The following is a 12416-nucleotide window of genomic DNA, read 5'->3' as shown; positions in this document are numbered from 1 at the left end:
AGTTCGTACCTGAGCGATGCCCGGATGGGTTGACCTCCCTGCTTTTCCTCCCTGAGCAGGTGCCTTCACGTGATGACAGCGTCAAGGCTTTTAAAGCCTCGGCCCTTTGGCCGGGGCTCTTTCTTTTCTGCCCTGCCCTTCGCTGCGCAGGGGCCACCGGATAATTCCACCCATGAGCAATGCGTACCTCTGGGTCAAGGCCTTCCACATCGTGTTCGTGGCAAGCTGGTTCGCCGGCCTGTTTTATCTGCCACGCATCTTCGTCAACTTGGCCATGGTGCCGCCGGACAGCCACGCCGAACGTGCGCGCCTGCTGCTCATGGGTCACAAGCTGCACCGCTTCGGCATGATTCTGATGACGATCGCGCTGGCGCTGGGCTTGGTGCTGTGGCTCCACTACGGCATCGGCTTGAAAGGCCCCGGCAACGGTTGGATGCACGCCAAACTCACCCTCGTCACCTTGACGCTGGGCTACCAGGGCTACTGCCGCCACCTGTTGCGCCAGTTCGAGCAGCAAGCCAATCAACGCAGCCACCGCTGGTTCCGGGTGTTCAACGAGATCACCGTGCTGCTGTTCGCCGCCACCGTGGTGCTGGTGGTGGTCAAGCCCTTCTGACCCAGCGGCCCCATGCCTCCGGCCGCGCAGCCCAGACGCCGCAGCTCCGCCACCGGGCTGGCGTTGGCGTTGGCGGCGCTGGTGGTCTATGCCAGCCTCTACCCCTTTTCGGACTGGCATTGGCCCGGCGGCGCTGTCCACTGGCATGACGTGCTGTGGCTGCAACTGCCCCGCTGGTGGGGCACGTTCGACAGTTGGGCCAACTTCGTCGGGTATGTGCCGCTGGGCATCTTGCTCTACGTGGCAGGACGCCGTCAGCATCATCCCGCGCTGGTCTGCCTGTTGATCGCCGTTGCAGGGCCAGCGCTGCTGTCTTACCTGATGGAAGTGGTGCAACACTTCCTGCCCCGGCGTTATCCCTCAATGCTGGACTGGCTGCTCAACACCGGCGGCGGCGCCGTCGGTGCCGGGCTCGGCTGGGTGCTGGAACGCCTGGACTGGCTCGACCGCTGGCACCATTGGCGCGAACGCTGGTTCATCCAGCACAGCACCGGAGCCTTGGTGTTGCTGTGGCTGTGGCCTGCGGCTTTGTTGTTTCCAACGTCGGTTCCCCTGGGGCTGGGCCCGAGCTGGGTGCGCGTCCAAGACACGCTGATCGACTGGCTCATCGATGTCCCCTGGGCGCAGGCCCCTCTGGAGCTGATCGCTGAACTCACCGTGAGCGAGGCCCGTTTGCCTCTGCTGGTGGAGGGGTTCATGGTGCTGCTGGGTTTGCTGTGTCCGTGTTTGCTGAGCCACACCATCACCCGCACCCCTTGGCGCCGCATGGCCATGGTGCCCGCCCTGACGGGCCTGGCAGCCCTGGGCGCGACCTGCTCGGCGGCGTTGAACTTCGGCCCCGAACACGCGCTGGCTTGGGTGTCCCCAGCGGTGCCTGCCGCTCTGGTGAGCGCCGTTGGCCTGGCGCTGGGCTTGGCGTGGGTGCCCCAGCGCCTCTCAGCGGGTCTGGGGCTGGCGGGATTGGCGCTGCTGTGTCTGCTCGTCATCCAAGCCCCGGAGGACCCTTACCTGAACCAAACCCTCCAAGGCTGGGAACAAAGCCGGTTTGTGCGCTTCCACGGACTGGCGCAATGGATCGGCTGGCTCTGGCCTTTGGCCGCTGGCGCTTGGTTGATACGCCGCTTGGCCCTGCCCCTGCGATCACGCCCTTTCAAGCCCGCCACCTGACCCCCTATAACTAGGGGGCTTTCTACAATCCGCCCATGAGCTACTACAAGCACCACATCTTCTTTTGCCTGAACCAGCGCGATGGCGGTCAGGCTTGCTGCGCCCCACACGCGGCGCATGCTGCATTCGACCACTGCAAGCAGCAGGTCAAAGCCGCTGGGCTGGCTGGCCCGGGTGGCGTGCGGGTCAACAAAGCGGGCTGCTTGGATCGCTGCGCCGGCGCGCCTGTGGCTGTGGTTTACCCCGAAGGCACGTGGTACACCTTTGTGGACACCACCGACATCGACGAGATCGTCGAATCTCACCTGAAAAACGGCCAGCCCGTGCAACGCCTGGTGCTGCCTGCCGAGGTGGGTCGATGAACGCCCATACCCGACGCTGCACCCTCCCCGGCCCCACCGGCACGCTGGCCGTGGCCATCGACGAGCCGCCGCACCTGCCCGCCACCGGCTTGCGCGGCGTGGCCGTGATCTGCCACCCCCACCCGCTGCACGGCGGCACCATGGACAACAAGGTCGCTCAAACCCTGGCGCGCACGTTCGTGCAACTGGGTTACCGGGCGGTGCGTTTCAACTTCCGAGGCGTAGCCGGGTCGGAAGGCCAGTGGGACGAAGGACGGGGCGAAGTCGATGACGCCCTGGCCGTCATCGCCGCGCAACGTAACCCCGACTTGCCGCTGGTGCTGGCCGGCTTTTCTTTCGGGGCCTACGTGGCCAGCCAAGCAGCGGCCCAAATTGCGGCCAGCGCCCCGGCGGAACGGTTGGTGCTGGTCGGGCCGGCCACGGTGAATTTTGAAGTCGCCGCCGTGCCGGCCAACACCGTGGTGATCCACGGTGAGGCCGACGAGGTGGTGCCCCTGTCCGCCACGCTGGACTGGGCCCGACCGCAAGCCCTGCCCGTCGTGGTGGTGCCAGGCGTTGGCCACTTCTTCCACGGGCAGCTTGGGCTGCTCAAATCGATCATCCTGGGCGCCTGGCACTGACTGACCGCTGTGCCAAACCCCCTGCGGCCCTCATTGGGTCGCAGCGCCCTTCACTTCCCGCTCGTGACATGACCCGCCGTCTCGCCGCTCTTTTTCTCAGTACCTGTCTGCTTGGGGCCGGTGCTGCCCACGCTCAAACGCCACCGGCGCCTGAGATCGCCGCTCGGGGTTATTTGCTGGTCGATCTGACGGCCAACCAAGTGCTGGCTGAACACAACGCCGACGCCCCCGCCGAGCCCGCGTCGCTCACCAAGTTGATGACGGCTTACGTGGTGTTTCAGGCCCTGCGTGACAAGAAAATCACCCTGAATCAACGCATGACTGTGTCTGATCGGGCTTGGACAGAGCGTAAACACGGCGGCTCGCTGATGTTTCTGGAACCCCGGATGACGCCCACGGTGGACGAGCTGCTCAAAGGCATGATCGTCCAATCCGGCAACGACGCCGCCGTGGTGCTGGCCGAAGGCGTGGCCGGCACGGTCGAAGCGTTTGTGGCCCGCATGAACGAGCAAGCCAAGGCGTGGGGGCTGAAAAACACCCAATTCCGCAACGTCACCGGCCTGACCGAAGCCGGGCACGGCAGCACGGCCCGCGAACTGGCCCTGATCGCCCAGCAAATCGTGCGCGACTTTCCGGATCGCTACGCGGCCTACTACTCGATGAAGGAGTACAGCTACGGCGGCATCCGGCAAGAAAACCGCAACCTGCTGCTCAAACGCGATGCCAGCGTCGATGGCATGAAAACCGGCTTCACCGACGCGGCCGGTTACTGCCTCATCGCCTCGGCCCAGCGCAACGCGGAACATGGCCCGCGCCGGCTGCTGTCCGTGGTCATGGGCACAGCGTCCATGCAGGCCCGCGCCAACGAAAGCCAAAAGTTGCTCAACTGGGGTTACACCGCCTACGAGGCCGTGCCCATGTTCAAAACCACCCCCGTGCTGACGACGGTGCCGGTGTGGAAGGGCAAACTCAACGAGGTCAAACTCGGCAGCTCGGGCACGGTGTTCGTTGCCGTGCCGCGTGGCCAGGGGCAGCAGCTCAAAACCACGCTGACGCGCACCGATCCCCTCGTGGCGCCGCTCACCAAGGGGCAGCGCGTGGGCACCATCCGGGTCTTGACCGGGAGCAATGTGCCGATGGTGGATTTGCCGCTGCTGGTGCAGGAAGATGTCCCCCAGGCCGGCATGTTCGGCCGGGCTTGGGACGCGCTGCGGCTGTGGCTCAAGTGACCGGGTGAACGACCCCAGCCCTGCGTCTGCCCCGTATCTGCAAGGAGAATCGCTCGATGAACGACCCACTGCTTCCCACCCTGTTGTGCGACCTCAACGGCGAGCTGCTGCCGCTGAACGAGGCCAAGGTGTCGGTGCTCGACCGGGGTTTCATCTTCGGCGACGGGGTGTACGAGGCCATCCCGGTGTACGCCCGGCGCCCGTTTTGTTTTGACGCCCACATCGCCCGCCTGGAGCGCAACCTGGCCCAACTGCGCCTGCCCAGCCTGCACGAGCGCGAGGCTTGGCTGGCGCGGCTGCACCGCATCATCGACGCCCAGCCGTTCGACGATCAGATGCTCTACCTCCAGATCACACGCGGCGTCGCCCTGCGCGATCACGCCATGGTGGCCGACCCCACGCCCACGGTGTTCATCATGAGCACCCCGCTCAAACCGGTGCCCGAGGCCGAGCGCCACCACGGCGCGCACTGCGTCACGGCGCGGGATGTGCGCTGGCAGCGCGGGGACATCAAGAGCATCTCGCTGCTGGGCAATGTGCTGGCCCGCCAAGTGTCGGCCGACGCCGGCGCCACCGAAACGATCTTGCTGCGCGACGGCGAACACGGCGGGCCGTGGCTCACCGAGGGCGCGTCGAGCAATGTGTGGGTGGTGCGCGAAGGCGCCTTGCTCGGGCCGTTGATGGACGATGGCCACGTCCTCGAAGGCGTGCGTGTGGGTTTGCTGCGCGAGTTGTGCGCGGAGTTGGAAATTCCGTTCAACTTGCGGCCCATCAGCGAATCCGACCTGCGCACCGCCGACGAGGTGTTGCTCAGCTCGGCGGGCAAAGAAGTCCTGGCCGTCACCCGGCTGGACGGCGACGGCGTGGGCCACGGCGCGCTGCGGGGCAAGCCCGGCCCGGTGTACGCCCGACTCTACGAAGCCTACCAACGCGCCAAGCGCGAACCTTCTCTCTGACGTTTTCCAAGATGCGTGACATTCCGCCCGAGCAATCGCTCATCGAGTACCCGAGTGACTTCCCCATCAAGGTGATGGGCCTGCACGTCGAAGGCTTTGTGGAGGCCATGGTGAGGGTGGCCCAGCAGTTCGACCCGGCTTTCACCCCGGCCCGCCTGGAAACCCGCCCCAGCTCGGGCGGCAAATACCTGGGCGTGACACTGACCATCACCGCCACCAGCCGCGAGCAGCTCGACGAGCTGTACCGCACGCTGACCACCCATCCGATGGTCAAAATCGTGCTGTGATGCAACGCCGTGACTGGGGCGAGGTGCCCTACGACACCACCTTCGACGCCATGCGCCGCTTCACCGAGGCGCGCACGCCCGACACGCCCGATGAACTCTGGTTGGTCAAACACCCGCCGGTGTTCACCCAAGGCGTGGCCGGCAAGGAAGAGCATCTGCTCATGCCCGGGGACATCCCCGTGGTGCGCAGCAACCGAGGCGGCCAAGTGACGTACCACGGCCCCGGCCAAGTGGTGATTTACCCGCTGATCGACCTGCGACGGCTGGGCATCTTCGTCAAGGAATACGTCTTCCGGCTGGAAACGGCGGTGATCCAAACCTTGGAACACTGGGGCGTGATTGGCTTTCGGGTGAACAGTGCGCCGGGCATTTATGTGAACCTGGCCGATCCGTTCGCCGCTGGGTTGCCCACCGGCCCGCGCCAAGACCCGTTCGAGGGGCTGGGCAAAATCGCCCAGTTGGGCATCAAGGTGAGCAACCACTGCACCTACCACGGCGTTTCGCTCAATGTGGCGATGAATTTAGAGCCGTTTTTGCGCATCAATCCGTGCGGTTACGCGGGCTTGCGCACCGTTGACCTTTCTACACTGGGCGTTTCGGCCGATCCGGCTGAAGTGTCTGAACGGCTGGCCGATCGGCTGGCCGCCCATTTGAGCCACTGAAACGAGCCGCTGAACCCCATGGCCACCCAAAACATCACCCACGAAGCCAAGTCGGCCGCCGACTACGACGCCACCGCCAAGCAAAAAGCCCAGGCCAAGACGGCACGCATTCCCATCAAAATCGTGCCGGCGGAAACGCTGAAAAAACCCGATTGGATTCGGGTCAAAGCCGGCAGCCCGACCACGCGCTTCTACGAAATCAAGCAAATCCTGCGTGAGCACAAGCTGCACACCGTTTGCGAAGAGGCGAGCTGCCCCAACATCGGCGAATGCTTCGGCCACGGCACGGCCACCTTCATGATCATGGGGGACAAATGCACCCGCCGCTGCCCGTTTTGCGACGTGGGCCATGGCCGCCCCGATCCGCTGGACACCGCCGAGCCGGGCAACCTGGCCAAGACCATCGCGGCCATGAAGCTGAAATATGTGGTGATCACCAGCGTGGATCGTGACGATCTGCGCGACGGCGGCGCCGGCCACTACGCCGAGTGCATCCAGCAGGTGCGCGAGCAATCGCCCGCCACGCGCATCGAAGTGCTGGTGCCGGATTTCCGGGGCCGCCTCGACAAAGCGCTGGACATCCTCAAGGCCACCCCGCCGGACGTGATGAACCACAACCTGGAAACCGTGCCGCGCCTCTACAAAGAAGCGCGCCCCGGCGCGGACTACCAGTTCAGCCTGACGCTGTTGAAGCGCTTCAAGGAAGAAGTGCCGCATGTGCCGACCAAGAGCGGCCTGATGGTGGGTCTGGGCGAGACCGACGAGGAAATCCTCGACGTGATGCGCGACATGCGCGCCCACAACATCGACATGCTGACCATCGGCCAATACCTGGCCCCGAGCGGCCACCACCTGCCAGTGCGCCGCTACGTTCACCCGGACACTTTCAAGATGTTCGAGGAACAGGCCAAGGAAATGGGCTTCACCCACGCCGCCGTGGGCGCGATGGTGCGCTCCAGCTACCACGCGGATCAGCAGGCCGCCGGCGCCGGCGTGGTCTGAGCCTCGCGGCGCACCTTGCCCAAGCTCAGTGGGCTGGCGCGGTTTCGAGCCGGAAACCCTCGTGGCAACTCACGCAGGTGCGCCCAACCTTGGCCAGCGCGGCCAGAGCGGCGCTCAAGTCCCCGGTGACAGACGCCTCCTGAGCGACCACCGCGAACTGGCTGGCGGAACGGTGCATGGCCGTGCCCAAGGCCTGCATCGCCGGGGGCATGAAGCCCGCCACATCGTGCGCGCCATGCGTGTGCAGGGACGACATCCCGAGCCGTCGTTCGGCCAGTTGGCCCGCCCCGTCGAAGTCACGCCGCGCCAGGGCTTCTTGAATTTCGGTCAAGGCCAACAAGTGGTCGCGCATGTTGGCCAGCGTTTGCGCCCGCATGGGCGCCGGGAAGGCAACGGCTTGGCGCGTGTCACCCACGGGAGCGGCATGATGCGCATGGGCGTGGCCCGAAGCCGGGCCGGCGCTCTGTGCCGACACCCACAGCGGCAAGCACAACAGCAAAGCGGGGAAGCAGCGTTTCACAGAAGTCTCCGAAAGAACCAACGGCGCGCGCATCCTGCCAGAGAGTGTGGGCGGTGTGAGCCACGCCTGCGGTGAAATGCCGGCATGAAACGCCTCACCATTTCCCTGGACGATGATTTGGCCGATGCCTTCGAGGCCCTCATCGCCCAACGCGGCTACGCCAACCGCTCCGAAGCCTTCCGCGACTTGCTGCGCGCCGACATGGGCCAAGCGCGCACCCACGCCCAGCCGGACGGGCCGTGCATCGCCACCCTGAGCTACGTCTACAACCACCACCAGCGCCAGCTCGCGCTGCGGCTGACCGACATGCAGCACGCCCACCACGCGCTGACGGTGTCCACCACCCACGCGCACCTGGATCACGATCACTGCATCGAAGTGGTGATCCTGCGCGGCCCCACGGCGCAGGTGCAGACCTTCGCCCAATCGGTGATGGCCCAACCCGGGGTGAGCCACGGCAGCTTGCATCTGGTGCCCATGGCCGAGGCGCCCGCGCACGGCCACGCTCACTTGCATCTGCCCGGTCGGACTGGTCACGGTTGAATCACTGAAACATCCACTCCGGCAAGTGTTTAACCGGGGTGGTGTGGGGTGGGCGTTCCCTGAGCGAAGTCGAAGGGAACCCATCCCTTGGGCACGCTTCTTGTATGAAAATTTTCATTTTCTTCATACAACCGGAACCCATCCATGCACGACTTACCAACCGACTGGGGCGCCCTGTGCGCCGTGGTGTTTTTGCTGGGCATGCGCCACGGCTTTGACGCCGACCACCTCGCCACCATCGACGGCCTGACGCGCCTGAACCAACGCCGAGGTCTGACGGTGGCGCGTTATTGCGGCACCTTGTTTTCGATCGGGCATGGCTTGGTGGTGTTGGGCATCGCGGCGTTTGTCGGCGCGGTGAGCGAACGCTGGGAGGCGCCCGAGTGGCTGGATGCACTGGGCGCGTGGATTTCCATCGCCTTTCTCATCGGCTTGGGCCTGGTGAACTTGCGGGCCGTGCTGGCGACAGCGCCGGGCGAGATCGTCGCCCCCGTGGGTTGGAAAGGGCGCTGGCTGGGCACGCTGGCGCAAGCCCGCAGCCCGGCCGGGGTGGCGGGGGTGGGCGCGCTGTTCGCGCTGTCGTTCGACACCGTGAGCCAATCGGCGCTGTTTGCCGCCACGGCCACGCAGTTCGGTGGCGTGGCCCATGCGCTGCTGCTGGGCGGCTTGTTCGTGCTCGGGATGCTCGTCACCGATGGCTTGAACGGCTGGTGGATTTCGCGCCTCATTGCCCGGGCCGATCAAATCGCAGCCCTGGCCTCGCGCCTGATGGGCGTGGCCGTGGCGGGCGTGAGTTTGCTGGTGGGCGGCATGGGCCTGGCCAAGATGCTGTCGCCGGCATTTGACGGCTGGACGGAGGGCAAAGAGCTGATGTTCGGTGCCATCGTCGTGGGCACCGTGGCGGGCAGCTACTGGCTGGCGCGCTCGTGGGTGTGGGCCAATCCATCCAAGATGCCGCAATCGGCTGCCCGACTCGGCCCCTGACAACACGCTCGCAGCGCCTGAAGCTGGGTGGCCAGGGCTTGCAGCGCGGCAATTTGCTGTGCCACCCGATTCAGGTGGCTGGCCAGCAGCTGATCCACCCCTCGGCAATCGGCGTGCGGATCGTCCTTCAGGCGCAGCAAGGTGCGGACGTCTTCCAAGCTCATCCCCAAAGCGCGGCTGTGGCGGATGAAGTTCAGCCGCTCCACATGTTCGGAGCGGTAGTGCCGATAGTTGCCCTCGGTGCGCGCCGGCAGGGGCCACAGCCCCAGCCGCTCGTAATAGCGGATGGTGTCCACCGAGGTGCCGGTTTGTGCCGCCAGTTCGCCGATTTTCATGAAATCCCTCCGGCTCGATCGTACGCAAGGCTTGACTCTGGAGTGACTCCAAGGTTTGCAATGCCGCCATCTCATCGACGGCTTGTTTGCAAAGGGGTTCTCCATGTCCGACACCTGTCACCACCACGGCTGCTGCGCCGTGCCTGCGGCGCCCGGCGCCACCACCCGCCCCCGCTACCGCCGCGTGCTGCTGATCGCGTTGTGGGTCAACGCCGCCATGTTCGTCGTTGAGCTGCTGGGCGGCTGGCGCTCCGGCTCGGTGTCGCTCTGGGCCGATGCGGTGGATTTTTTGGGCGATGCGGCCAACTACGGCGTGTCGCTGTGGGTGCTGGGCCAATCGCCCCGGATGCGGGCCAACGCCGCTTTGCTCAAAGGGCTGACGATGGGCGCATTCGGCGTGTTCGTGCTGGGCAAGGCCAGCTGGAACGCGCTGTCGGGCGACGTCCCGGAGCCGATGACGATGGGCGTGATTGGCGCGCTGGCGCTGGCGGCCAACGCCGCCGTCGCACTCATGCTGTACGCCTGGCGCGAGGGCGACGCCAACATGCGCTCCGTTTGGCTGTGCAGCCGCAACGATGCGATTGGCAATGTGGCCGTGATGCTGGCCGCGCTGGGTGTGCTGGGCACGGGCAGCGCGTTGCCTGATCTGCTGGTGGCGGGGGTAATGGCGGTGCTGGCACTGAGCGGGGCGCACACGGTGATCACGCAGGCGCTGGCTGAACGTCGAGCGGCCCATTTAGCCGCTTGAGGCCACTGCTACACTGCCGCCCCATGCGTCGCTGGCTTTGTCTCTTCCTGCTTGTGCTGCTGCCAATCCAATCCAGTTGGGCGGCGGTGGCAGCGTACTGCGCGCATGAAGCCAGTGAGCAGACGCATCTCGGCCACCACGAGCACAGCCGTGCTCACGCGGATCAGCCGGTCGCCCAAACATCGGCGCTTGATGCCGCAGCCCCGGCCGTCTCCGGCATCGTCGATCTGGATTGCCACCATGGTGGTGGGTGCTGTCTGGGCGTTTTGCTCACCCATGCGCCGTGGTCGGCCGAAGTGCGCCAGTCACCGGTGCCTGAAGGATCGACATCACGCTTGAACAGCGTCATCGCCGCTCCACCTGAACGCCCGCAGTGGCACGCCCTCGCCTGATCGGCGAGGGGTTCACCGGGTTTCACATTTCCATCCGTAACCCGCTGCCGGGCTTGGCCCGCGCCGCTCGCCGATCTCCCTGGGTCTTGTTCACCTCTGGAGCATCGGATGCCACGCATCGTTTCTTCCCTTTTCCGCGTGTCTTGCGGCGGCCAGCGCTTGGCCCGCAACAGCACGACGGCGCTGCTGCTGTGCAGCAGCCTGGTGGCTTGGGCCACCGAAACCCCCTTGGCTCAGGCGTTTGCCACGGCCTGGGCGCATCAACCCGAAGCGCAATCCGCCACAGCTCGGCGTGAGGCCCTGCGCGCTGCGCAGGACGGTGCCCGTCGGTGGACGCCAGAGCCCCCTGTGCTGGAAACCAGCGTCAGCAGCGACCGACCCTGGCGCCGCCAAGGAGCGCAATCGCTGGACATCGGCGTGGCCGTGCCGCTGTGGCTGCCGGGGCAGCGCCAGCGCAGCCAAGCCCTGGCCGACGCGGAAGCCGTTGCGCTGGAGAGCCAGCAACGCGCCGCCCAGTGGCACCTGGCCGCCACCTTGCGCGAAGCCTGGTGGGCTTGGCAACAGGCCCGCCTCAATCTGGCCACGGCCCGCGATCAGCTCGACAACCACCAGCGCCTAGCCACCGATGTGCGGCGCCGGGTGGCTGCTGGCGAGCTGGCGCGCGCCGATCAGCATCAGGCCGAAGGAGCCGTGGCAGCAGCCCAAGCCGCCGTGGCACAGGCTCAGGCAGAACTGAGCCAGCGCGTGGTGCCCTTGCAGGGCTTGCTGGGTACGCCCCCCGATCCGGCTCTTGAGGTGCAACCCGAGCCCTTGCCCGAGACACCTGCCGCCGATCCCGAAGGCCCGCCCGCGCTGCCAGAAGACCACCCCGCTCTGGCGCCGTGGCGCGATCAAGCGCGCGCTGCCGAGCAAGCCGCCGCCCTGATCGACACCGAAAGCCGTGCCAACCCCGAATTGACCGTGGGGTTGCAAAGTGATCGCGGCACCCGAGGGGAACGCTACGACCAGCGCTTGGTGCTGGGGGTGCGCTGGCCTTTCGGCACAGGCTCCCGGCATGTGGCCCGGCAGCACGCTGCCCAAGCCGAGGCGCAACAAGCCTGGGCGCAATTGGAGCAGGCCCGCCTGCGGCTGCTTGCCGAACGGGAAGCCAGTGCCCAGCGCCTGGCAGCCGCTCGCGCACAGTTGGCCGCCAGCCAAACCCGCCAGCAATTGGCGCAGGAGCTGCGCAGCTTCGTCGAAAAGGCGTTCAAGCTGGGGGAAAGCGATTTGCCCACCCGCTTGCGCGCCGAAGCGGAAAGCGCCGAAGCCACCCGCCAACACGCCCGCAGCCGCATTGAGCTGGCCGCCGCGCTTTCGGCCTGGCGCCAAGCCCTCGGGCTGCTGCCGCAGTGACGCGGCGTTCCCCATTCACCTGCACACGGAATTTCATGATGAAACGTTTTCACCTTTGGGTGGCGGCCCTGCTGTGCGCCGCCTTGGGGCTGCTGCCTGCGGCCTACGCCGGAGAAGGCCACGATCATGGCGAAGCCCCAGCGGCCGCCGCCAGCCCAACCCTGCCGCGCCTGACGGCCAGCTCCGAGGCCTTTGAGCTGGTGGGCGTGCTGCAAGGCCACCAGCTCACGCTCTACCTGGATCGCGCCGATGACAACCGCCCCGTCAAACAAGCCCGCATCGAACTGGAATTGGGAGCGACCAAGGTGGTGGCGCAAGCGCATGACAACGCGACATTCGTGGTGACTTTGCCGCAAGAGCCGCCCCCAGGGGTGCTGCCCGTCACTGCCACGGTGACGGTAGGCGACGAGGTCGATCTGCTGGCCGGCGAGCTGGACATCCACGCCGAAGCCGCTGAGGTCCACACCGAAACCGGTTCCATCCTGTCCTTCTGGGTCATCGGCGGCAGTGCCGGGGTGCTGGGCCTGGGGCTGCTCGGCTGGGCGTGGCGTCGCCGCGCGGCCATGCGCTCGTCCACTTTGTCTTGAGCCACCAGGGGTTT

17 protein-coding genes are annotated in these 12416 nt (G+C 66.2%); 15 read left to right on the top strand and 2 right to left on the bottom strand.

What is annotated here, in order from left to right; translation table 11 throughout:
* Positions 1 to 172 precede the first annotated feature (172 nt).
* The 9 genes from VITFI_RS05115 (at position 173) to lipA (ending at position 6901) form a co-directional block, all read left to right on the top strand.
* Positions 173 to 616, top strand: a complete 444-nt coding sequence (locus tag VITFI_RS05115; RefSeq protein ID WP_089416082.1) for a CopD family protein — start codon at positions 173 to 175, stop codon at positions 614 to 616.
* Positions 617 to 628: 12 nt separating this feature from the next.
* Positions 629 to 1783: a VanZ family protein gene (locus VITFI_RS05110; RefSeq protein WP_089416081.1), complete on the top strand. Its 1155-nt coding sequence runs from the start codon at positions 629 to 631 to the stop codon at positions 1781 to 1783.
* A gap of 35 nt (positions 1784 to 1818) precedes the next feature.
* A complete protein-coding gene (locus VITFI_RS05105; RefSeq protein WP_089416080.1) occupies positions 1819 to 2145 on the top strand; it encodes a (2Fe-2S) ferredoxin domain-containing protein in 327 nt (108 codons plus the stop codon).
* Entirely contained in the window at positions 2142 to 2765 is a 624-nt protein-coding gene (locus tag VITFI_RS05100; RefSeq protein WP_089416079.1) for an alpha/beta hydrolase, read from the top strand. The genes VITFI_RS05105 and VITFI_RS05100 overlap by 4 nt, the downstream gene beginning before the upstream one ends.
* 68 nt (positions 2766 to 2833) lie before the next feature.
* A complete protein-coding gene (locus VITFI_RS05095) occupies positions 2834 to 3994 on the top strand; it encodes a D-alanyl-D-alanine carboxypeptidase family protein (protein ID WP_089416078.1) in 1161 nt (386 codons plus the stop codon).
* A gap of 56 nt (positions 3995 to 4050) precedes the next feature.
* Positions 4051 to 4950, top strand: a complete 900-nt coding sequence (locus tag VITFI_RS05090; protein WP_089416077.1) for an aminotransferase class IV — start codon at positions 4051 to 4053, stop codon at positions 4948 to 4950.
* A gap of 11 nt (positions 4951 to 4961) precedes the next feature.
* A complete protein-coding gene (locus VITFI_RS05085; protein ID WP_089416076.1) occupies positions 4962 to 5237 on the top strand; it encodes a YbeD family protein in 276 nt (91 codons plus the stop codon).
* The gene (lipB, locus tag VITFI_RS05080) at positions 5237 to 5899 is read left to right on the top strand and encodes a lipoyl(octanoyl) transferase LipB (protein WP_089416075.1); all 663 of its coding nucleotides are present in this window, start codon (positions 5237 to 5239) and stop codon (positions 5897 to 5899) included. The genes VITFI_RS05085 and lipB overlap by 1 nt, the downstream gene beginning before the upstream one ends.
* 18 nt (positions 5900 to 5917) lie before the next feature.
* Complete coding sequence (gene lipA / locus VITFI_RS05075) at positions 5918 to 6901, top strand: lipoyl synthase (protein WP_089416074.1); 984 nt, start codon at positions 5918 to 5920, stop codon at positions 6899 to 6901.
* Positions 6902 to 6926: 25 nt separating this feature from the next.
* On the opposite strand, the gene VITFI_RS05070 is transcribed toward lipA, so the two are convergent.
* The gene (locus VITFI_RS05070) at positions 6927 to 7421 is read right to left on the bottom strand and encodes a cytochrome c (protein ID WP_089416073.1); all 495 of its coding nucleotides are present in this window, start codon (positions 7419 to 7421) and stop codon (positions 6927 to 6929) included.
* A gap of 84 nt (positions 7422 to 7505) precedes the next feature.
* On the opposite strand from VITFI_RS05070, the gene nikR reads away from it, so the two are divergent.
* Complete coding sequence (gene nikR / locus VITFI_RS05065) at positions 7506 to 7964, top strand: nickel-responsive transcriptional regulator NikR (protein WP_089416072.1); 459 nt, start codon at positions 7506 to 7508, stop codon at positions 7962 to 7964.
* A gap of 144 nt (positions 7965 to 8108) precedes the next feature.
* Positions 8109 to 8948, top strand: coding sequence for a HoxN/HupN/NixA family nickel/cobalt transporter (locus tag VITFI_RS05060; RefSeq protein WP_089416071.1), 840 nt, complete (start codon positions 8109 to 8111; stop codon positions 8946 to 8948).
* On the opposite strand, the gene cadR is transcribed toward VITFI_RS05060, so the two are convergent.
* Entirely contained in the window at positions 8873 to 9283 is a 411-nt protein-coding gene (cadR, locus tag VITFI_RS05055) for a Cd(II)/Pb(II)-responsive transcriptional regulator (RefSeq protein ID WP_089416070.1), read from the bottom strand. The two genes, VITFI_RS05060 and cadR, sit on opposite strands and share 76 nt — an antisense overlap.
* Before the next feature lie 103 nt (positions 9284 to 9386).
* Here cadR and VITFI_RS05050 point away from each other — a divergent pair, with 103 nt between their 5' ends.
* The 4 genes from VITFI_RS05050 (at position 9387) to VITFI_RS05035 (ending at position 12402) form a co-directional block, all read left to right on the top strand.
* Positions 9387 to 10031: a cation transporter gene (locus VITFI_RS05050; protein ID WP_089416069.1), complete on the top strand. Its 645-nt coding sequence runs from the start codon at positions 9387 to 9389 to the stop codon at positions 10029 to 10031.
* A 23-nt stretch (positions 10032 to 10054) separates the two neighbouring features.
* Entirely contained in the window at positions 10055 to 10423 is a 369-nt protein-coding gene (locus tag VITFI_RS05045) for a hypothetical protein (RefSeq protein WP_089416068.1), read from the top strand.
* Positions 10424 to 10531: 108 nt separating this feature from the next.
* Positions 10532 to 11815 carry a TolC family protein gene (locus tag VITFI_RS05040; protein ID WP_089416067.1) on the top strand — a complete coding sequence of 428 codons (1284 nt, stop codon included), beginning with the start codon at positions 10532 to 10534 and terminating at the stop codon, positions 11813 to 11815.
* Positions 11816 to 11850: 35 nt separating this feature from the next.
* Positions 11851 to 12402, top strand: a complete 552-nt coding sequence (locus VITFI_RS05035; protein ID WP_198301629.1) for a hypothetical protein — start codon at positions 11851 to 11853, stop codon at positions 12400 to 12402.
* The last annotated feature ends 14 nt before the right edge of the window (positions 12403 to 12416 follow it).

The organism is Vitreoscilla filiformis (genome assembly GCF_002222655.1).
In the GTDB taxonomy this organism is placed as follows: Bacteria; Pseudomonadota; Gammaproteobacteria; order Burkholderiales; family Burkholderiaceae_C; genus Ideonella; species Ideonella filiformis.
The sequence above is the reverse complement of the archived record's forward strand: the minus strand, read 5'-3'. Positions and strand labels throughout refer to the sequence as shown.

What these genes read in the sequence shown, in the direction of transcription:
- VITFI_RS05045 (WP_089416068.1), top strand. Translation starts at nt 10,055, where the DNA reads ATGCGTCGCTGGCTTTGTCTCTTCCTGCTTGTGCTGCTGCCAATCCAA.
- lipA (WP_089416074.1), top strand. Translation starts at nt 5,918, where the DNA reads ATGGCCACCCAAAACATCACCCACGAAGCCAAGTCGGCCGCCGACTAC.
- VITFI_RS05085 (WP_089416076.1), top strand. Translation starts at nt 4,962, where the DNA reads ATGCGTGACATTCCGCCCGAGCAATCGCTCATCGAGTACCCGAGTGAC.
- cadR (WP_089416070.1), bottom strand. Translation starts at nt 9,283, where the DNA reads ATGAAAATCGGCGAACTGGCGGCACAAACCGGCACCTCGGTGGACACC.
- nikR (WP_089416072.1), top strand. Translation starts at nt 7,506, where the DNA reads ATGAAACGCCTCACCATTTCCCTGGACGATGATTTGGCCGATGCCTTC.
- VITFI_RS05095 (WP_089416078.1), top strand. Translation starts at nt 2,834, where the DNA reads ATGACCCGCCGTCTCGCCGCTCTTTTTCTCAGTACCTGTCTGCTTGGG.
- VITFI_RS05105 (WP_089416080.1), top strand. Translation starts at nt 1,819, where the DNA reads ATGAGCTACTACAAGCACCACATCTTCTTTTGCCTGAACCAGCGCGAT.
- VITFI_RS05115 (WP_089416082.1), top strand. Translation starts at nt 173, where the DNA reads ATGAGCAATGCGTACCTCTGGGTCAAGGCCTTCCACATCGTGTTCGTG.
- VITFI_RS05035 (WP_198301629.1), top strand. Translation starts at nt 11,851, where the DNA reads ATGATGAAACGTTTTCACCTTTGGGTGGCGGCCCTGCTGTGCGCCGCC.
- lipB (WP_089416075.1), top strand. Translation starts at nt 5,237, where the DNA reads ATGCAACGCCGTGACTGGGGCGAGGTGCCCTACGACACCACCTTCGAC.
- VITFI_RS05060 (WP_089416071.1), top strand. Translation starts at nt 8,109, where the DNA reads ATGCACGACTTACCAACCGACTGGGGCGCCCTGTGCGCCGTGGTGTTT.
- VITFI_RS05110 (WP_089416081.1), top strand. Translation starts at nt 629, where the DNA reads ATGCCTCCGGCCGCGCAGCCCAGACGCCGCAGCTCCGCCACCGGGCTG.
- VITFI_RS05050 (WP_089416069.1), top strand. Translation starts at nt 9,387, where the DNA reads ATGTCCGACACCTGTCACCACCACGGCTGCTGCGCCGTGCCTGCGGCG.
- VITFI_RS05100 (WP_089416079.1), top strand. Translation starts at nt 2,142, where the DNA reads ATGAACGCCCATACCCGACGCTGCACCCTCCCCGGCCCCACCGGCACG.
- VITFI_RS05040 (WP_089416067.1), top strand. Translation starts at nt 10,532, where the DNA reads ATGCCACGCATCGTTTCTTCCCTTTTCCGCGTGTCTTGCGGCGGCCAG.
- VITFI_RS05090 (WP_089416077.1), top strand. Translation starts at nt 4,051, where the DNA reads ATGAACGACCCACTGCTTCCCACCCTGTTGTGCGACCTCAACGGCGAG.